The sequence below is a fragment of the Streptomyces sp. NPDC127100 genome, from assembly GCF_042724095.1.
Classification (GTDB): Bacteria; Actinomycetota; Actinomycetes; order Streptomycetales; family Streptomycetaceae; genus Streptomyces.
In genome coordinates, this window is record NZ_JBHXFL010000024.1 from 52,147 (window position 1) to 70,073 (window position 17,927).

Consider the following 17,927-nt stretch of genomic DNA (forward strand, 5'->3'; position numbering starts at 1 on the left):
TCCTGGCTCCCCTCCGGAACGGGAGCCCGGCCGGCGATACGCCTGCTCAGCCGGACTGGGCGAGCAGCATCACGAGGATCACCGCGCCCACACCGCCGACGGCGGTGTTCTTCGCCTTGATGCCGATGGACAGGGCGACGAACGCGATGATTCCCATCGGCCCGTACCTCCACTGCACCAGCTGCTCGAACCCGATGGCCAGAGCGGCGACGACGATGGCGACGAACGGCATGGCGATCCCCCTTCGGGCCGTCCCGGGCGGGACGGGTCCCTTCTGCTGTCAGCGTGGTGACCAACCCTTGGAAGGGGAGGACCACGTTGCCCAAGTTGGCAGCCAACTTCTCTGAAGTTATCTCCGCTTGGGGGCGACGCATAACCACCTTCCCGCGAACTGCCCAAAGATGGCGGGAAGTTGTACTGTTTGGTCGTGGAACGGGATCACGTCGTCGTCAACGGTCGGAAGAAGCCGCAGGAGCCTGCGCGGACGCACCGCGAGGTGGCCGACGAACTGCGCGCCCGGATCAGGTCGGGGACGTTGCAGTCGGGGCAGCGCATGCCCACCCAGGCGCAGTTGGCGGACGAGTTCGGTGTGGAGCGCGGCACCGTCCGTCAGGCCCTGCGCATCCTGCAGTCGGAGCAGCTGCTCACCAATGTGTCCAAGGGGAGCCCGGCGACCGTCGCGCCCGACCCCGGAGCGGCCCTGACCGGCCCTCATGCGCTGCCCATGCCCACCACGGTGGCCCTCGCCCCGCGGATCGCGGACGCCTTCGCGGCCCCGCACGTCAGGATCGACGCGCTGTGCCTGACCGCGGTCTCCCTCACGCTCGCCATCGGCGAGGCGCTGCGCCAGATCCACACCGGGCGACGGAAACCGGCCAAGGTCGACGTCCGGGTCCTGCTGCCCGGCCGCGGCATCGACCTGGCCTTCCCGGTACCGGTGGCGGGCGGCGGCGACGAGGGCGCGGTGCACGAGCGGTGGCTGTCCATGCGCAACGCCCAGGGGCAGGTGCTCCAGCACAACCTGCGGTCGCTGCGCGCCACGCACGGCATCGACGTGAGCGTCTCGTTCCGCGCGCTGCCCTTCACCCCGCCGGTGAAGCTGTACCTGCTCAACGGCGAGGAGGCGCTCTTCGCCTACTACACGCTCGACCGGCACGAACGGCAGGTCGGTGACGAGCGGATGCAGATGTACGACGCCGAGGGCACCCGCTCCACCCTGTTCGCCTTCGAGCAGGGGGCCGGCCGGCGTGACACGGCATTCGTGCGGCAGTCGCAGCTGTGGTTCGACGCACTGTGGGAGACGATCAGTTCGGAGCTGGTGCTCACGGACTGACCGCCTCCCACGTCCGGTGTCCCCCGTGCGGATCCGGGGGCCGGCCCCTCACAGGGCGGGCCCCGCGACCAGCAGGGCCAGCACCACCGCGCCGGCGGAGCTGAGGGACGGGCTCTTGGCCTTGATGCCTATGGTGAGCAGGAGAAGGCCGACGACACCGGTGGCGCCGTACTTCCATTGGACGATCTGCTCGAAGGCGACGACGAAGACCGCGGAGACGAGAGCGAGGACGGGCATGGTCGTTTTCCCCCTTCGGAAGCTTCGGGACCAAAACCTCCGCCAACTTGAGTAAGTTGGCAACCAACTCTGCCTATGTTGTCCCCACTTGGCTACTAGTTATAAACAAGTTTCAAACAACTCCCGTTAGGTAGGTCGGAGTTGTAGCGTCTGGTCGTGACTCAGGAGAACGTGTCCGTGAACGGCAGCAGAAGGCTCTCGTCCCAGGAGATCGCCGACATCCTGCGGGAACGGATCCGCGGGGGTGAGCTCAGGGCGGGCGAGCGCCTGCCCACCCAGGCCGAGCTGGCCGACGAGTTCAAGGTCGAGCGCGGCACCGTCCGCCAGGCACTGCGGGCCCTCCAGGAGGACGGCCTGCTCACCAACGTCAGCAAGGGCAGCCCGCCCCGCATCGCCGAGCCCCCTCCCGCCCGGGGCGAACCGCTGCCCACGATGGTGGCGCTCGGTCCCCGGCTGGCGGAGGCGTTCTCGGTGCCCCACGTGCGGGTGGACGTCGTCTGTCACACGTCGGAGACGCTGATGCTGGCGCTCAGCGAGCCGCTGCGGCTGATCCACGAGGGCCGTATCCGCCCGGAGTCGATCGCCTTCCGCGTGCTGATGCCGTCGCGGCACATCGAACTGGCCTTCCCCGTCCTGGTCGCGGACGAGGAGGACGACCCGGTGCACACGCGCTGGCTGCAGATGCGCAACGCCCAGGCCCGCGTCCTCCAGCACAACCTGTACGCCGTGCGCTCCACCCACCGGGTCGACGTGCGCATCGACTTCCGCGCGCTGCCCTTCACCCCGCCGATGAAGCTGTACCTGCTCAACGGGGAGGAGGCGCTCCTCGGCTACTACATGCTCACCCGGCGCGAGGAGGAGTACGAGAGCCGGACGCTGGAGATGTACGACGCCCTCGGCTCCCAGTCGCTGCTGTTCTCCTTCCTGAAGCGCACGGGACAGCGGGACGAGGTCTTCGTGAAGGAATCACAGAAGTGGTTCGACGCCCTCTGGGAAACCATCACCACGGACATGACACTCTCCTAGTGACCTCTGATACGAAGCAGACGGAGCGGGTGGCGGCGGACACGGAGAACCTCGGACGGGTGGTGCGCGGCGCCCGCTTCGTGCTCTGGGACTTCGACGGGCCGATCTGCCGGCTGTTCGCCGGGCACACGGCGGAGCGGGTGGCGGCCGGCCTCGTCGACTGGCTCGAACGGCGCGGGCTGCGCGGCCTGCTGACCGAGGAGGAGAGGGAGTCGGCGGATCCGCACGCCGTCCTGCGCGCGGTCGACCGCCGGCACCCCGACAGCGACCTGGTGGCGGAACTGGAGGAACGCCTCACCCAGGAGGAACTGCGGGCCACCGCCTCCGCCATGCCGACCGCCTACGCCGATCCGCTGATCCGGACCTGGACGGCCGTCGGCGTCGGGCTGGCCGTCGCCACCAACAACGCCCCCGGAGCGGTGCGCGCCTACCTGACCGGCCGGAGCCTGCTGCCGTGCTTCGCCCCGCACATCTACGGCCGCACCCGGGAGCTGAGGCTCCTCAAGCCCGACCCGCACACCCTCGTCCGGGCGCTCGGCGCGATGGGGGCCGCTCCGTCCGCCTCCCTGTTCATCGGCGACTCGCCCTCGGACTGCGAGGCGGCCCAGCGGGCCCGGGTCCCGTTCCTCGGCTACGCCCGCGACGAACGCAAGGAGAAGTCCCTGCGGGACGCCGGCGCGGTCACCGTCGTCGGCTCCTTCGAACCGCTGCTGGCACTGCTCCGCACCGGCGGGACGTCCGACGGCTGACTCCGGCGTTCGGCGGACACCCCTCGGACGCGTCCGCCGGTGACGGGCCGGAGGCGTTACTCTCCGGCCATGCACCGTCTGCCCCACCGAGCGCACAAGGCGCTTGTGCGCCATTTCGTGGAGTCCCGCAGGCTCCGCGGCAGGGGCGAGGTGCTGCGGGGACACCACAACACCAACTACGTGCTGCGCGCCGGGCCGGTGCTGGCGCTGCTGCTGGGCGCGGTGCCGTTCACCCGGTTCAAGTACCGCGTCCCGCTGACGACCGTCGAGGTCGTGCCGCGCATCTGGCCGCGGGAGTCGGAGGTGCTCCGCGTCGTGTGCCGGCACCTGCGCGAGGTGCCGGCGTGCCTCGCCGACCTCGGCGACCGCTCCGTGCACCGGTACCGGACGGGCCGGGCCCTCAGCGAGATCCGGCCCGACGGGACCGGGGGCGCGGACGAGACGCTCATGCGTGAGTTCGCCGCGTTCTTCGTCAGGACCGCGCGGGTCCCCGTCGCGGAACTGCCGCCCCGCCCCGGCGACTGGCCCGAGGACGGCGACACCCAGGGCTTCCTGGAGTGGCTCGTCCGCTTCACCGAGGAGCGGGTGCACCTCCCCAACCGGGACCGCTTCGGCACGCTCTTCGACGCGGTCGGCGTCCCCCGGGACGCGATGGCCCGGTTCGCCGCGCACCACCGCTGCCGGGCGGCCAGGCCGTTCCGGCTGCTGCACACGGACGTCCACCGCGCCAACACGGTGCTGCGGGGCAAGCGGCTGACGGTGATCGACTGGGAACTGGCGATATTCGGTGACCCCCTGCACGACCTCGCGACGCACCTCGTCCGCATGGGGTACGAGAAGCACGACCAGGTCCGCATGACGGAGCTGTGGGCCGGGGCGATGGAGGAGGCGGGGCTCGCGGAGCTGACCGCCGGGCTGGACGACGACCTTCCCGTCTACCTGGCGTTCGAGCACGCGCAGTCCGTCTTCCCGGACGTCATGCGCGCGGCGATCGGCCTGCCCGCCGACGCGTCCGCGGAGCACTTCGGCGCGGCCGCCGACCGTGTCCGGCGTGCGACACGGCTGGCCCGTGAGCCGCTCCGGCTGGTCGACGTACCGGGCCGGGAACAGGTCCTGGCCGCGCTGCGGGCGTGGCACGGCGCGCACGGCCGGCCGGACGGCGCCCCCTCGGGCCCGGCCCGGCGGCCCGCGTAGCCCCGAGCCCCCTCTTCCTCCCGGCACCGGCACCGGCACCGGGCAGCATGGGTGCGCTGGAGCCGCTTGCCGTGCCCGGCGGGAGCGGTGCGTAGGCTCGCGCCATGAGCGAGATCGGCCTGCGTGAGCGCAAGCGGCAGCGGATGTTCCAGCGGCTGTCGGACATCGCCGTCGGGCTCTTCCTGGAGAAGGGGTTCGACGCGGTGTCCGTCGCGGAGGTGGCCGCCGCGGCCGAGATCTCCAAGCCGACGCTCTTCCGGTACTTCCCGGCGAAGGAGGACCTCGTCCTGCACCGCATCGCCGATCACGAGGGCGAGGCGGCCCGGGTGGCGGGGGAGGGGCCCGCGCCGCTCACCGCGCTGCGGCGGCACTTCCTGGCGGGGCTGGAGCGGTCGGACCCGGTGACCGGCCTCGACGACCGGCCCGAGGTGCTCGCCTTCCACCGGCTGCTCTACGGCACCCCCGCCCTGGTGGCCCGGCTCCACGGCCACCTGGAACGGTCGGAGGCCGCGCTCGCCGTGGCCCTCGGCGGCGACCTGGACGCCAGGCTGGCCGCCGGGCAGATCATCGCCGTGCAGCGGGTCCTCGCCCAGGAGAACTGGCGGCGGATCGAGGCCGGGGAGCGGGTGGCGGACGTGCGGGCGGACGCCGTGGCGGCGGCGGAGCGCGCGTTCGGGCGGCTGGCGGCGGGTCTGCCGCACCTCGCCTGATCGAAACCGGGTAATTAATTTAACCGAGTTACGCTTTCTCGGTTACGCTCGCCGCCATGACCTCACCCGACCCCGCCCTCCGGCATGCCCTCGCCCGCGAACGCGCCCACCACGAGCACTGCCGGACGGCCCTGGCCGCCATGGTCGACGGAGCCAGGGAGCACGTCGTCACCGGCGAGGACGTCTCCGCCTCCGGCGCGGACGCCGAGGTCCTCGGCCACCGGCTGCGCAGCCGGTCGAAGGCCCTGGGTGAACTGCCCGAGGGGCCGCTGTTCTTCGGGCGGCTCGACCTCGCCGGCGAAGCGGGCGGCGAGGGCGGCGAAGGCGATGAGGGCGGCGAAGGTGATGAGGTCCGGACCCTGCACATCGGCCGGCTGCGGATCACCGAGGACGTCGCCGCGCCGCCGCTCGTCGTCGACTGGCGCGCCCCCGTCGCCCGCGCCTTCTACCAGGCCACCGCCCGCGAACCGCGGGGCGTCGCCGTCCGCCGCCGCTTCGGCTGGGCACCCGGCAGCCGCGGGGACTCGACCGACCTCACCGGGCTGGAGGACGAGCACCTCGGCCGCGGGGAGTCCGGCCCGAGCGGCATCGTCGCCCGCGAGATCGAACGGCCCCGCGTCGGGCCCATGCGGGACATCGCCGCCACCATCCAGCCCGAGCAGGACGATTTGGTCCGTGCCGGACTGACCGCCTCGATCTGCGTGCAGGGCGCCCCCGGCACCGGCAAGACCGCCGTCGGCCTGCACCGGGCCGCCTACCTGCTCTACACGCACCCGCGGCGCATCCGGCGCGACGGCCTGCTGATCCTCGGCCCCAACCCCACCTTCCTCTCCTACATCGCCGAGGTGCTGCCCGCGCTCGGCGAGACCGGCGTGCGGCAGTCCACGCTCCCCCGGGAGATCGCCCGGCACCCGGTCACCTCCCGTGACGGCGAGCGCGCCGCCGCCGTCAAGCACGACGTCCGCATGGCCGAGGTAGTGCGCCGCGCCCTGTACGCGCGCGTGGCCGCCGACGCCGCCGAGTCCCTCACCGTGCCGGACGGTTCGTACCGCTGGCGGGTGCCGGGCGACGTGCTCGCGCGGATCGTGACGGACGTACGCCAGGAGCAGCCGCCGTACGCCGTCGGGCGCGAGCGGGTGCGGTCCCGGATCGTGCGGTACGTCCAGGACCTGGCCGAACGGCGCAGCGGGCCGCGCGGCGGCGCCTGGGTCCGCCGGACGGAACGGGCCCGGCCGGTCGGTGCGTACCTCGACGCCGTCTGGCCGAGGGTGCGGCCGGAGGAGGTCGTCGCCCGGCTGCTCGGCGACCCGGAGGAACTGGCGCGGGCCGCCGAGGGGCTGCTGGACGCCGACGAGCAGCGGGCGCTGTGCCGCACGGCGGGGGCGGCCCGGTCGTGGCGGTCGGCGCGCTGGTCGGCCGCCGACCTGGTCCTCCTGGACGAGGCCGCCGGGCTCCTCGAACACCCCGAGGGCTACGGCCACATCGTCGTCGACGAGGCCCAGGACCTGTCCCCGATGGAGTGCCGGGCCATCGCGCGGCGTGCGGCCTTCGGCTCGCTCACCGTCCTCGGCGACCTGGCCCAGGGCACCACCCCGTGGGCGGCGCGGTCGTGGCCGGAACTCCTGGCCCACCTGGGCCGGCCGGACGCGGCCGTGGTGCCGCTGACCACCGGATTCCGGGTGCCGCGGGCGGTCGTCGGCCTCACCAACCGGCTGCTCTCCCGGCTCGACGTGGACGTGCCCGAGGCCCGCTCCCTACGCGAGGACGGCGAACTGACGCTGCGTCCGGCCGCGCCCGACGGGGTGCCGGACGAGGTCGCCGACGCCGTCCGGCAGGCCCTGGCCCGGGAGGGGTCCGTCGGGGTCGTCGCCGCCGACGCCGACGTGGACCGGGTGCGGGCCGCCCTCGACGCGGCCGGCATCGCCGCGGCGGGCCCGGACGAACTCGGCGCCCCGGTGTCCGTGGTCCCGGCGAGCCTCGTCAAGGGCCTGGAGTACGACCACGTCGTCGCCGTCGAACCGGCGGCGATCGCCGAGGCCGAGGAACGCGGCGCGCACCGGCTGTACGTCGTGCTGACCCGGGCGGTGTCCCGGCTTGACGTGGTGCACTCGCGGCCCCTGCCGTTCTGAGCACGGCCGGAAGCCGTCGACGTACCCCACATCCGATTCGCTAGCATGTCCGAACTTACGATGACCGCCCATCACTCGTTCGAGTGATGTTAACCGCCTATACCTCACACATCGGCCAAAAATTGATACCTGCAGCGTCGCGCCTGTTGTCGCGAATAAGCGTCAGAAGAACGTTCGCCGCGTGGCGCGGGCCACGGGTGATGCTGTGGACCGCGGCGGCGGTGGCGGTCCTCGGGTTCATGGTCGCGCTGGAGATCGCCGCCCGCCACTACGGTGTGCCGGGGCCGATCACCAACCAGGCGCGCGAGGTGGTCTTCGCCCCGGCCTCCGGGCCGCTGCTGTACGCCAGCATGGCGCTGATGATGGTGGTGCTCACCTGGCGCCAGAGGTTCGTCGCGGCCGGCGTCGCGGTCGGCATCGACGTCGTCCTCGTCCTGGTGCGGTGGGCGGCCGGCGCCGAGGTGAACTACGGCAACGGCGCGCTGTGGGTGATCCTGGGCCACGCGGTCCTCGCCCTCACCCGCCGCACCGGGCGGGAACGCGTCCTGCTGCTGAAGGGCGTCGGGCTGGGGCTGCTGCTGGTGGCCGGCCGCAAGACCGGCGACACCTGGCTGCTCATCACGTCGAAGACCCGCCCCATGGTGCTCGACCAGTACCTGGCGAGCGCCGACCACGCGCTGGGCAACCCGTCGTGGGTGGCCGGCCGGATCGTCGAGGCCACCGGGCCGGTCGGCCACCACGTCCTCGACTTCGTCTACGTCATGCTCCCCGTGGCCGCGGTCGTCATCGCCGTCTGGCAACTGCGCGGGGTGGCGGCCGAGCGCCGGTTCCCGCGCCACCACCTGGTGCGCACCTTCCTGGCCGTCGGCCTGCTGGGACCGGCCGTCTACATGGTCTTCCCGGTGGTCGGGCCGATCTTCGCCTACGGCGACGGCGCCTGGGGCACCGGCGGCGGGGAATGGGCGCTGGCCCACCTGTGGCCGCACACGCTGCCGTCGGCCGGCGCCCCGCAGCACATGCCGTACGACGAGTTCACCCCGCGCAACTGCATGCCCAGCCTGCACACGGCCTGGTCCGTCGTGATCTTCATCCACTCCCGCACGGCCCCGCGCGCCCTGCGGTGGGCGGGCACGGCCTGGCTGGTCGCCACGCTCTCCGCGACCCTCGGATTCGGCTACCACTACGGCGTGGACCTGGTGGCCGGCGTGGTGTTCGCGTACACGGTCGAGGCGGCGCTGCGCACGTTCGACCGCGGTCTCGACTGGCCGGGGATCCGGCTGGTCGCCCACGGCACGGCGGTCTTCGCCGCCCTGCTGCTCGCGTACCGGTACCTGCCCGTGGAGATGGCCGCGCGTCCGTGGGCGGCCGGGCCGCTGCTGCTGCTCGCGATGGCGTCGGTGGTCCACGGGTACCTGCGGACCACCAGACTGTGGGACACCGGCGCCGCGCCGGCACCGGCACCGCCGGCCCGCCCCCAGCCCGAGCTGGTGTGAGCCGGCCCACGACGGAAACACTCCTGCAAGCACTCGCTTGCAATAGTTAGCACGCTGGTGCATGGTGGAGTCATGGCTTCGCTCAACGTCGGCAATCTCGGTGAGTACCTGCGCGAGCAGCGGCGCAACGCGCAGCTGTCGCTGCGGCAGCTCGCCGAGGCCGCGGGGGTGTCGAATCCGTACCTGAGCCAGATCGAGCGCGGGCTGCGCAAGCCGAGCGCGGAGGTGCTCCAGCAGGTCGCCAAGGCGCTGCGCATCTCCGCCGAGACGCTGTACGTGCGCGCCGGGATCCTGGACGCGGAACGGGACCGGGTCGATGTGGAGACGCGTGCGGTCGTCCTCGCCGATCCGACGCTGAACGAGCGGCAGAAGCAAGTGCTGCTCCAGATCTACGAGTCCTTCCGCAAGGAGAACGGGTTCGGGACCGACGACACCCCGGGCGAAGCCGCCGGCGACGCCGCCGAGGGCGGCCCCGGCGGTGGCGGCTCCATACCCGGCCGCCACCCCCGTCCGAGCGGCAGCGACGCCGCCCCGCGGCAGACGGCAGGCTGAGCAGGAGCGAGCAGCCGGCCGGGCGCGGGACCACCACCCAACCCTCAGCCACGCATTCCGGGAGGACCAGCACCATGGCCATCACCGACGACCTGCGCAAGACCTTCAGCGACCCCACCCCCCTCTACTTCGCCGCCGGTACCGCCGACCTGGCCTTCCAGCAGGCCAAGAAGGTGCCGGTGCTGGTCGAGCAGCTGCGCACCGAGGCGCCGGCGCGCATCGAGGCCGTGCGCAACACCGACCCCAAGGCCGTCCAGGAGAAGGCGACGGCCCGCGTCAAGGAGACGCAGGGCACCCTCCAGACCAAGGTCAACGAGCTCCTCGGTTCCCTCGACGCCGACTTCAAGAAGCTCGGCGAGACCGCCCAGGACCTCGCGCTGCGCGGTGTCGGCGTCGCCGCCGAGTACGCCGTCAAGGCCCGGGAGACCTACGAGAAGGTCGCCGAGCACGGTGAGCAGGCCGTGCGCACCTGGCGGGGCCAGGCCGCCGACGGCATCGAGGACATCGCCGAGGGCGTGGAGGAGGTGGCCGTGGCCGTCGAGCCGAAGCGCGAGCCCGTCACGGTCACGGAGGACAAGCCGGCCGCGGCGAAGAAGACCGCTCCGGCCGCCCGCAAGGCTCCGGCGAAGAAGCCCACCCCCGCCACCGTCACCCCCGTCACCGCCAAGAAGACGACGCCGCCCGCCAAGTAGGAGAGCGGAAGCACACGCGGGCCGGGCACCCTTGGGGTGCCCGGCCCGTTCTCCGGGTACGGTGACCGCGTAGAGACGACCCGAGTCTGGTGGTGGACGTTGTGCTGATGCAGGGGTTCGCAGGCTTCATGTGGCTGCTGAGCATCGCCCTGATCGTTTTCAGCGGCTTCGCGTTGATCGACGCCGCCACGCGCCGGGAGGACGCCTACCGCGCGGCCGACAAGAAGACCAAGCCGTTCTGGCTGATCGTCCTCGGGCTGGCGTTCGTGGTGAACCTGCTCTTCCCGATCCTGTCGTTCCTCCCGATCATCGGCCTCATCGCGACGATCGTGTACATGGTCGACGTACGGCCCGTGCTGCGCGGCCTGCCGGGCGGCGGCCGCAACAGCCGCCGCGGCTCCAGCAGCGACGGCCCGTACGGACCGTGGAACGGCGGGCGCTGACCCCCGTGCCGCCCCGCGGGGCGGTCAGGGAATCCGGTCCAGCAGCAGGACGGCCACGTCGTCCGTCAGCTCGCCGCCGTTGAGGTCGCGGACCTCGTTCACCGCCGTCTGCAGCAGTTCCTCGCCGCGCAGCCCGTCCGCGAAGCGGCGGCGGACCATCTCCACCATGCCGTCCTGGCCGAGCCGTTCGCGCCCCTCGCCGATGTGGCCCTCGATCAGACCGTCGGTGTAGAGCATCAGGCTCCACTCGGCGCCCAGTTCCACCTGCATGCGCGGCCAGCGGGCGCCCGGCAGCAGTCCGAGCGCCGGGCCGTTGTTGTCGTACGGCAGCAGACGCGCGGGCAGGCCGGGGCCGGCGACCAGGGGCGCCGGGTGCCCGGCCAGGCACAGGCCGGCGCGGCGGCCGTCCGGCGCGATGTCCACGGTGCACAGGGTCGCGAAGATCTCGTCGTCCGAGCGCTCGTGCTCCAGCACCTGCTGGAGCGTGCCGAGCAGCTGGTCACCGCAGAGTCCCGCCAGCGTCAGCGCGCGCCAGGCGATCCGCAGCTCCACGCCGAGCGCCGCCTCGTCCGGGCCGTGCCCGCAGACGTCCCCGATCATGGCGTGCACGGTGCCGTCCGGGGTGCGGACCACGTCGTAGAAGTCGCCGCCCAGCAGGGCGCGCGAACGGCCCGGCCGGTAACGGGCGGCGAAGCGCAGCGGGGAGCCCTCGAGCAGGGGCGTCGGCAGCAGGCCGCGCTCCAGGCGCGCGTTCTCCTGCGCGCGCAGCCGGCCCTCGGCCAGGCGCCGCTCCGCCGAGTCGGACCGCTTGCGCTCGACGGCGTAGCGGATGGCCCGGCTCAGCAGCCGGCCGTCCAGCTCGTCGCGGAACAGGTAGTCCTGCGCGCCGACCGCCACCGCCTCCGCGCCGCGCTCGGCGTCGCTGGAGGAGGTGAGCGCGAGCACCGCGTGCCGGGGTGCCAGCTCCAGCACGTGCTTGAGCACCGCCAGCTCGTCGTCGTCCTCGCCGTCACCCGTCCGTGCCGGGGCGGGCAGCGCGAGGTCCAGCAGGATGCAGTGGACGTCGTCGGTCAGCAGCCGCTCGGCCTCGGTGAGGTTGCGGGCCGTGCGGACGCGGATCGGCTTGCCGGACTGGTCGAGCAGGTCCGGCACGATCGGCGAGCCGCCCGGATCGTCCTCGATCAGCAGCAGCGTCAGGTTCGTCGGAGTGGTGCTCTCTCGCTGGTCCGTGGTCTTCTCGCGCTTCTCCGTCGGGTTCTCGCGCCGGTCGGTGGGGTTCTCGGCCGGGTTCGTCCCGGGCGGGGCCTGCTCCTGGGAGCGGCCGCTCCGCGGGGACGCGGCGGGCGCCTGACCGCACTCCACGGCCGGGATCGCCCTCTGCCGCGGTACGGGTACGGGCATCGTCTGGGTTCCTTCCCTCCCCCCGAGGGCATGGTGGGGCGAGGGACCTCGACCCACCGACGGGGACCATAGCGGGTGACGGCGCCGCTGCGGAATGGTCCACCACACGTCGGACGGCCATCGGCCATTGTCATATGCCGCGTTACGTGGCGCAGTTGGACACGTCGACCGCGGTGCGGGGATGACGAACGTCACGCGGGGCGGGCGTCCGGCGTGGACTGGGTCACGTGGGCGGTGTCACGCCCCGGGCGCGGGCCCCGTGGTCCGCGTCACCGCGCGGGCGCGGCCGCCGTGTCCGGCCGCACCACGCCGAGGATCGGCATCGTGCCCGCGCCCGTGATGGTCACCGTGCGGCCGGGGCGCGGGGCGTGGACGACCTTGCCGTCGCCGACGTACATCCCGACGTGGCTGGCGTCGTCGAAGTAGATGATCAGGTCGCCGGGGCGCATGTCCTTGATGTCGACGTGCCTGAGCTGCTGCCACTGCTGCTGCGAGGTGCGCGGAATCGCCTGCCCGGCGGCCACCCACGCCTGCGAGGTCAGGCCGGAGCAGTCGTACGCCTTCGGGCCCTCGGCGCCCCACTGGTACGGCTTGCCGATCTGGGCGGTGGCGTACTCCACGGCCTTCCTGCCCTGCTCGGTCGCGGAGGCGTCGAGGTCCTGGACGACGCCGGAGCCGAGCCAGGCGGCCTGGGCCTTCTCCTGGGCCAGCCGTTCCAGCCGGGCGAGGCGCTCCTTCTCCTCCTGCTCCAGCTCGGACTCGAGCTTCTCGGCCTCCGCGATCTGCTTCTCGATCTTCTTCTGGGCGGCGGCCTTCGCCTTGCGGTTGGCCTCCAGCCGCCTCCACTGGGCGGAGGCGTCCGCCTGGTAGGCCTTCAGGTCCTCCTGGGCGCGGGCCAGCTCGCCGAGCAGGCCCTTGGTGGCGCGCTGGCCCTGCATCACCCGGCCGGTGCCGTCGAGGAACTCCTCGGGGTCCTCGCTCAGTACCAGCCTGGCCTCGTCGGACAGCCCGCCGGTGCGGTACTGGGCGCGGGCCGCGGCACCCGCGCGGTCCTTGAGGCGGTCCAGCTCGGCCTGGCCCTCGACGATCTTCTTCGCCAGTTCGACGAGCTCGGCGGACTGCTGCCGCGCCTTCTCCTCGGCGGCGTTGTACTCGTCCGTGGCCGAGGCCGCCGAGCGGTAGAGCGAGTCGAGCTTCTTGCGTACGGCCTCCAGGTCCTTGCCGGGGGCCGGCGTGGGCGGGGCCGTCGAGGAGGCGGTCGGTGACGGGGTGGGGTCCGGGGCCGCGAAGGCCGTGCCCGGGGCGGCCAGCACGGTGACCGCGCAGACCACGGTCACGGCGGCGGTCGTCAAGCCACGCTTCCCCGTACGCATACCTCGCCCCCACATCTGATTTACCGTCAGTAACTTACGGTCGCTCGAGGGATCGTGCCATGCCGGCGCGGAAAGCGACAGAGGGGATACTTCCGGGGGTTGTGGAGGGCTTCCCCCCGCTTGCTCCGGCCGCCTCCCCCTGCCGCCTCCCCCCGCCGTCTCCCGCGCGGGCGCCTTTCCCGCTGTGTGACGAACGCCGCACGAAGATCGTTCCCGTGACACGGCTCACCCCTCAGCCGCGGGGGGCCAGCGCCTCCCAGCGCACCGTCACCTCGCCCTGCCGCCACCGCGCCGGACCGTCCGTCACCGGCCAGTCGACGCCCAGGTCCCGCACCGCCCGCATCCAGCGCTGGCGGGCGCCGTAGGAGGCGTAGGGCGCCGCGGCGGCCCAGGCGCGGTCGAAGTCGCGCAGGAAGGCGTGCACCGGCTCGCCGGGGACGTTGCGGTGGATGAGCGCCTTGGGCAGCCGTTCGGCCAGGTCGGAGGGGCGGTCGAGCGAGGCGAGCCGGGTCGCGAAGGTGACCGTGCGCGGCCCTTCGGGGCCGAGCGCGACCCATACGTGCCGTCGGCCGATCTCGTCGCAGGTGCCCTCGACCAGGAGCCCGCCGCGGGAGTGCGCCGACGCCGGCGCGAGCCGCGCGCACAGCCGCTGCCAGACGGCGGCGACCTCGCCCTCGTCGTACTGGCGCAGCACGTTCGCCGCGCGGATCAGCAGCGGCGGCCGGGGCACCGGGACCTCGAAGCCGCCGTGCCGGAAGACGAGTCCCTCGCGCGCGTACGGCTCGGCCGCCGCCACCCGCGCCGGATCGATCTCGACGCCCACCACGCGCGTGTGCGGTGCGACCGTGCGCAGGCGGTGCAGCAGCTCGACGGCGGTCCAGGGGGCCGCGCCGTAGCCGAGGTCGACGGCGACGGGATCGGCGGCCCGGCGCAGTTCGGCCCCGTGCGCGGCGGCGATCCAGCGGTCCATGCGGCGCAGCCGGTTCGGATTCGTCGTGCCGCGCGTGACCGTGCCCACGGGGCGGGAGGTGGCGCGGGCTGTCATGCGTACGAGGGTATGCGGCCGGGCGGAGCATGCTGTCCCCGAGCCGGGGGCGTGGGCCGCCGCTTGACGGCTAACGGCGTTAGCCTTACGGTGCGGTCCATGGACCGCGCACCAAGGAGGGCCTCCGCGTGACCGACCGCCTGTCCCCACGGGCCCGTGAGATCGTCGCGGCCGCACGCGCCCTGCTGGAGGAGGCCGGCCCCGCCGCGCTCACCCTGCGGGCGCTCGCCGACCGGCTCGGCATCAAGGCCCCCTCCCTCTACAAGCACTTCCCGGACAAGAAGGCCGTCGAGGTCGAGCTGGTCGTCCAGTTCCTCACCGAGGCCGCCGAGGCGTTCGAGGCCGCCGAGGAGCGGGACCCCGGCTCGCCGGAGGAGCTGGCGCGGGCGTACCGGGCCTACGCGCTCGCGCACCCCTACCTGTACTGCCTGGCCAACGAACGGCCCCTGCCCCGCGCGTCCCTGCCGACCGGCCTCGAGGACCGGACCGCCGCCCCGGTGCTGCGGGTCTGCGGCGGGGACGGGGACCTGGCGCGCGCGTTCTGGGCGTTCGCCCACGGGATGGTGGTCCTGGAGATCCACGGCCGGTTTCCCCCCGGGGCGGACCTGACACCGGCGTGGGAGAAGGGCGTACGGTCGCTGCGCCCCTAGGGGTGTCTAGCGGTTCCTCCCCGTGCTCCGGGGGCTTCCGTGCGCGCGAGCCCGTACGCGCACAGTCCTCGAACGGTTGAGCGAAAGCCGGTAATGATTCGGCAAAGGGCGCGAAACCGGAAATGGAGCGCAGGCATCCGGTGTTCCCCCACGGTGGAGGGCGGCGCGTGTCCTCCGACCGGCATGCCCGCAGCGAGGAGGATCGGCTCGTGAGCCAGTACGTCAGCAGGCTCGGGCGTCGCTCACCGGCGGCACCCCCGCGGCTGCGGCTGCACCGCAGGCCCCGCCGCGTCGCCATGCTCTCCGTGCACACCTCACCGCTCCACCAGCCCGGCACGGGCGACGCCGGCGGCATGAACGTCTACATCGTGGAGCTCGCCCAGCGCCTCGCCGCGATCAACATCGAGGTCGAGATCTTCACGCGCGCGACCACGGCCGCCCTCCCGCCCGCCGTCGAACTGGCCCCCGGCGTCCTCGTCCGGCACGTCGACGCCGGCCCCTACGAGGGGCTCGCCAAGGAGGAGCTGCCGGCCCAGCTGTGCGCCTTCACCCACGGCGTGATGCAGGCCTGGGCCGGGCACCGCCCCGGCTACTACGACCTCGTGCACTCGCACTACTGGCTCTCCGGCCACGTCGGCTGGCTCGCCGCCCAGCGCTGGGGCGCCCCCCTGGTGCACGCCATGCACACCATGGCCAAGGTCAAGAACGCCAGCCTGGCCGACGGCGACACCCCGGAACCGGCCGCCCGCGTCATCGGCGAGACCCAGATCGTCGCCGCCTCCGACCGGCTGATCGCCAACACGGCCGAGGAGGCGGACGAACTCGTCCGGCACTACTCCGCCGACCGCGCGAAGGTCGCCGTCGTCCACCCCGGCGTCAACCTCGAGCGGTTCCGCCCGGCCGACGGCCGCGCCGCCGCCCGCGCCCGCCTCGGCCTGCCGCAGGACGCGCTGATCCCGCTCTTCGCCGGCCGCATACAGCCGCTGAAGGCCCCCGACATCCTGCTGCGCGCCGTCGCCGTCCTCCTGGACGAACGCCCCGAGCTGCGCTCCCGCATCGTCGTCCCCGTCGTCGGCGGCCCCAGCGGCAGCGGCCTCGCCAAGCCGGAGGGCCTGCAGAAGCTCGCCGCGCGGCTAGGCATCGCCGACGTCGTGCTCTTCCGCCCGCCGGTCGGGCAGGAGCAGCTCGCCGACTGGTTCCGGGCCGCGTCCGTGCTGGTCATGCCGTCCTACAGCGAGTCCTTCGGCCTGGTCGCCATCGAGGCCCAGGCGGCCGGTACGCCCGTGCTCGCCGCGGCGGTCGGCGGCCTCCCGGTCGCCGTGCGCGACGGGCACACCGGCCGGCTCGTCCAGGGTCACGACCCCGCCGCCTACGCGCGCGTGCTGCGCGACTTCGCCGACCGGCCGGACCTCGTCCCCCGCATGGGCGACGCCGCCGCCCGGCACGCCCAGTCCTTCGGCTGGGACAGCGCCGCCGCGGCCACGGCCGACGTGTACACGGCCGCGGTCCAGTCCCACCGCCGTCGCGTACGCTCCCACCATGGCTGAGGCACAGAAGGCAGCGCGGACCCTCGAAGGCGCCCTGAAGGACGCCGAGCTGGAGTGGGAGAGCCCCGAGCCCGGCAACTACGTCGTGAAGCTCCCCGGCACCCGCAAACTGTCGACCACGGTCTCCTTCCTCGTCGGCCGGCACTCCCTCTCCCTCAACGCCTTCGTCGTACGCCACCCCGACGAGAACGAGCCCGCCGTCCACCGCTGGCTGCTGGAGCGCAACCTCAAGCTGTACGGGGTGAGTTACGCCGTCGACCGCCTCGGCGACGTCTACGTCACCGCCAAGCTCCCGCTGGCCGCCGTCACCGCCGACGAGGTCGACCGCCTCCTCGGACAGGTCCTGGAGGCCGCCGACGGTGCCTTCAACTCCCTGCTGGAGCTGGGCTTCGCGTCCGCGATCCGCAAGGAGTACGCGTGGCGGACCTCGCGCGGGGAGTCGACGCGGAACCTGGAGGCGTTCCAGCACCTGATCGAGCGCCCCGGGGACTGACGCCCGGTCAGCGCCCCCGCGCTCCGGTGCGGTAGCGCCCCGGCGTGACCCCCACCAGCCTCTTGAAGTGCCGGGTCAGATGGGCCTGGTCGTAGAACCCGGTGGCGCCCGCCACGTCGGCCGGCGCGCGTCCCTCGAGGAGCAGCCGCCGGGCCAGGTCCACCCGACGGGACATCAGGTACTGGTGCGGGGCGATGCCGTACGCCGCGCCGAACGCCCGCACCAGGTGCGCGGGATGGGCGGACACGAGCCCGCCGGCCTCCTCCAGCCCGACGCCCTCGACGACCCGCTCGTCCAGCAGCTCGCGCAGCCGGCGGGCGAGGACCGGGTCGGGCCGCGGGGCGAGGGGCGCGCCCCGGGGCCGCAGGTGGGCGTGCAGCCGCTCCCCGATCAGCGTCAGCCTGCTCTCGGCCTCCAGCTCGTCACCGGGCCGGGCCAGCGCCGCGTGCACCTGCCCGACCCGCCGCCGCAGCACCGGGTCACGCAGGTCGGGGGCGTCGACCGCGCGCCCGATCAGCTCCTCGCCGAGCCGGGAGGCGTCCAGGTACAGGACGCGCTTGCGGAAGCCGTCCGCGGTGGCGGGGGAGCCGTTGTGCGGCACGTGCGGGGGCAGCAGCGACACCGTGTCGTGCGGCGTGCCGTGCTCGTGCCGGTCCAGGTCGTAGCGCACGGCCCCGTCGTCCACGATGAGCAGTGTCCAGGCGTCGTGGACGTGCATCGGGTAGCTGTACTCGGTGTAGTGGGCGTGGAAGACCTCGACGACGCCCGGCACCCGGGGACGCCAGGCGGAGACCTTCCGCTGGTCGGCCATGCAAAAAACGTACAAGACCGGGCCGGGCGGCGACCGGCAGTCTCACGGT

At 73.2% G+C, this 17,927-nt stretch carries 19 protein-coding genes; 13 read left to right on the forward strand and 6 right to left on the reverse strand.

Features of this window, described 5'->3' with window-relative positions:
* Window positions 1-46 precede the first annotated feature (46 nt).
* Entirely contained in the window at window positions 47-232 is a 186-nt protein-coding gene (locus ACFWJB_RS21605) for a hypothetical protein (RefSeq protein ID WP_385458137.1), read from the reverse strand.
* Window positions 233-421: 189 nt separating this feature from the next.
* On the opposite strand from ACFWJB_RS21605, the gene ACFWJB_RS21610 reads away from it, so the two are divergent.
* Complete coding sequence (locus tag ACFWJB_RS21610) at window positions 422-1,333, forward strand: winged helix-turn-helix domain-containing protein (protein ID WP_385458204.1); 912 nt, start codon at window positions 422-424, stop codon at window positions 1,331-1,333.
* A gap of 48 nt (window positions 1,334-1,381) precedes the next feature.
* Here the strand turns inward: ACFWJB_RS21610 and ACFWJB_RS21615 are convergent, their stop codons facing one another.
* Entirely contained in the window at window positions 1,382-1,570 is a 189-nt protein-coding gene (locus tag ACFWJB_RS21615) for a hypothetical protein (RefSeq protein WP_385458139.1), read from the reverse strand.
* A gap of 150 nt (window positions 1,571-1,720) precedes the next feature.
* On the opposite strand from ACFWJB_RS21615, the gene ACFWJB_RS21620 reads away from it, so the two are divergent.
* From ACFWJB_RS21620 to ACFWJB_RS21660, 9 genes are all read left to right on the forward strand, one after another.
* Complete coding sequence (locus ACFWJB_RS21620) at window positions 1,721-2,596, forward strand: GntR family transcriptional regulator (protein ID WP_385458205.1); 876 nt, start codon at window positions 1,721-1,723, stop codon at window positions 2,594-2,596.
* Window positions 2,596-3,345 (forward strand): HAD family hydrolase, encoded by a 750-nt coding sequence (locus tag ACFWJB_RS21625; RefSeq protein WP_385458141.1) that lies wholly within the window; start codon window positions 2,596-2,598, stop codon window positions 3,343-3,345. Before ACFWJB_RS21620 ends, ACFWJB_RS21625 begins: the two co-directional genes overlap by 1 nt.
* Window positions 3,346-3,414: 69 nt before the next feature.
* Window positions 3,415-4,539, forward strand: a complete 1,125-nt coding sequence (locus tag ACFWJB_RS21630) for a phosphotransferase family protein (protein WP_386924099.1) — start codon at window positions 3,415-3,417, stop codon at window positions 4,537-4,539.
* Between the two features lie 104 nt (window positions 4,540-4,643).
* Window positions 4,644-5,249 (forward strand): TetR/AcrR family transcriptional regulator, encoded by a 606-nt coding sequence (locus tag ACFWJB_RS21635; protein WP_386924101.1) that lies wholly within the window; start codon window positions 4,644-4,646, stop codon window positions 5,247-5,249.
* Window positions 5,250-5,305: 56 nt separating this feature from the next.
* On the forward strand, window positions 5,306-7,378 hold the full coding sequence (locus ACFWJB_RS21640; protein ID WP_386924103.1) for a HelD family protein: 2,073 nt from the start codon (window positions 5,306-5,308) through the stop codon (window positions 7,376-7,378).
* Between the two features lie 200 nt (window positions 7,379-7,578).
* Window positions 7,579-8,871, forward strand: coding sequence for a phosphatase PAP2 family protein (locus ACFWJB_RS21645; protein ID WP_386924105.1), 1,293 nt, complete (start codon window positions 7,579-7,581; stop codon window positions 8,869-8,871).
* A gap of 72 nt (window positions 8,872-8,943) precedes the next feature.
* A complete protein-coding gene (locus ACFWJB_RS21650) occupies window positions 8,944-9,423 on the forward strand; it encodes a helix-turn-helix domain-containing protein (RefSeq protein WP_386924107.1) in 480 nt (159 codons plus the stop codon).
* Between the two features lie 74 nt (window positions 9,424-9,497).
* On the forward strand, window positions 9,498-10,115 hold the full coding sequence (locus ACFWJB_RS21655; protein ID WP_385458151.1) for a hypothetical protein: 618 nt from the start codon (window positions 9,498-9,500) through the stop codon (window positions 10,113-10,115).
* 107 nt (window positions 10,116-10,222) lie between these two features.
* Window positions 10,223-10,558 (forward strand): DUF2516 family protein, encoded by a 336-nt coding sequence (locus tag ACFWJB_RS21660; protein WP_385458153.1) that lies wholly within the window; start codon window positions 10,223-10,225, stop codon window positions 10,556-10,558.
* 24 nt (window positions 10,559-10,582) lie between these two features.
* Here ACFWJB_RS21660 and ACFWJB_RS21665 read toward each other — a convergent pair whose 3' ends face one another.
* From ACFWJB_RS21665 to ACFWJB_RS21675, 3 genes are all read right to left on the reverse strand, one after another.
* The gene (locus ACFWJB_RS21665) at window positions 10,583-11,959 is read right to left on the reverse strand and encodes a PP2C family protein-serine/threonine phosphatase (protein ID WP_385458155.1); all 1,377 of its coding nucleotides are present in this window, start codon (window positions 11,957-11,959) and stop codon (window positions 10,583-10,585) included.
* A gap of 269 nt (window positions 11,960-12,228) precedes the next feature.
* Entirely contained in the window at window positions 12,229-13,332 is a 1,104-nt protein-coding gene (locus ACFWJB_RS21670; protein WP_386924110.1) for an NlpC/P60 family protein, read from the reverse strand.
* Between the two features lie 232 nt (window positions 13,333-13,564).
* A complete protein-coding gene (locus ACFWJB_RS21675; protein ID WP_385458159.1) occupies window positions 13,565-14,377 on the reverse strand; it encodes a class I SAM-dependent methyltransferase in 813 nt (270 codons plus the stop codon).
* Between the two features lie 128 nt (window positions 14,378-14,505).
* On the opposite strand from ACFWJB_RS21675, the gene ACFWJB_RS21680 reads away from it, so the two are divergent.
* From ACFWJB_RS21680 to ACFWJB_RS21690, 3 genes are all read left to right on the forward strand, one after another.
* On the forward strand, window positions 14,506-15,027 hold the full coding sequence (locus ACFWJB_RS21680; protein ID WP_385458161.1) for a TetR/AcrR family transcriptional regulator: 522 nt from the start codon (window positions 14,506-14,508) through the stop codon (window positions 15,025-15,027).
* Between the two features lie 209 nt (window positions 15,028-15,236).
* Window positions 15,237-16,574 carry a D-inositol-3-phosphate glycosyltransferase gene (gene mshA, locus ACFWJB_RS21685; RefSeq protein ID WP_385458163.1) on the forward strand — a complete coding sequence of 446 codons (1,338 nt, stop codon included), beginning with the start codon at window positions 15,237-15,239 and terminating at the stop codon, window positions 16,572-16,574.
* On the forward strand, window positions 16,567-17,067 hold the full coding sequence (locus tag ACFWJB_RS21690; protein WP_385458165.1) for a YbjN domain-containing protein: 501 nt from the start codon (window positions 16,567-16,569) through the stop codon (window positions 17,065-17,067). Before mshA ends, ACFWJB_RS21690 begins: the two co-directional genes overlap by 8 nt.
* Window positions 17,068-17,074: 7 nt before the next feature.
* On the opposite strand, the gene ACFWJB_RS21695 is transcribed toward ACFWJB_RS21690, so the two are convergent.
* Window positions 17,075-17,878 (reverse strand): AraC family transcriptional regulator, encoded by an 804-nt coding sequence (locus ACFWJB_RS21695; protein WP_386924114.1) that lies wholly within the window; start codon window positions 17,876-17,878, stop codon window positions 17,075-17,077.
* Window positions 17,879-17,927: the final 49 nt, after the last annotated feature.

Coding starts and splice junctions, on each gene's coding strand:
- ACFWJB_RS21605 (WP_385458137.1), bottom strand. CDS start 232: ATGCCGTTCGTCGCCATCGTCGTCGCCGCTCTGGCCATCGGGTTCGAG.
- ACFWJB_RS21615 (WP_385458139.1), bottom strand. CDS start 1,570: ATGCCCGTCCTCGCTCTCGTCTCCGCGGTCTTCGTCGTCGCCTTCGAG.
- ACFWJB_RS21630 (WP_386924099.1), top strand. CDS start 3,415: ATGCACCGTCTGCCCCACCGAGCGCACAAGGCGCTTGTGCGCCATTTC.
- ACFWJB_RS21635 (WP_386924101.1), top strand. CDS start 4,644: ATGAGCGAGATCGGCCTGCGTGAGCGCAAGCGGCAGCGGATGTTCCAG.
- ACFWJB_RS21640 (WP_386924103.1), top strand. CDS start 5,306: ATGACCTCACCCGACCCCGCCCTCCGGCATGCCCTCGCCCGCGAACGC.
- ACFWJB_RS21645 (WP_386924105.1), top strand. CDS start 7,579: ATGCTGTGGACCGCGGCGGCGGTGGCGGTCCTCGGGTTCATGGTCGCG.
- ACFWJB_RS21650 (WP_386924107.1), top strand. CDS start 8,944: ATGGCTTCGCTCAACGTCGGCAATCTCGGTGAGTACCTGCGCGAGCAG.
- ACFWJB_RS21655 (WP_385458151.1), top strand. CDS start 9,498: ATGGCCATCACCGACGACCTGCGCAAGACCTTCAGCGACCCCACCCCC.
- ACFWJB_RS21660 (WP_385458153.1), top strand. CDS start 10,223: ATGCAGGGGTTCGCAGGCTTCATGTGGCTGCTGAGCATCGCCCTGATC.
- ACFWJB_RS21665 (WP_385458155.1), bottom strand. CDS start 11,959: ATGCCCGTACCCGTACCGCGGCAGAGGGCGATCCCGGCCGTGGAGTGC.
- ACFWJB_RS21670 (WP_386924110.1), bottom strand. CDS start 13,332: ATGCGTACGGGGAAGCGTGGCTTGACGACCGCCGCCGTGACCGTGGTC.
- ACFWJB_RS21675 (WP_385458159.1), bottom strand. CDS start 14,377: ATGACAGCCCGCGCCACCTCCCGCCCCGTGGGCACGGTCACGCGCGGC.
- ACFWJB_RS21690 (WP_385458165.1), top strand. CDS start 16,567: ATGGCTGAGGCACAGAAGGCAGCGCGGACCCTCGAAGGCGCCCTGAAG.
- ACFWJB_RS21695 (WP_386924114.1), bottom strand. CDS start 17,878: ATGGCCGACCAGCGGAAGGTCTCCGCCTGGCGTCCCCGGGTGCCGGGC.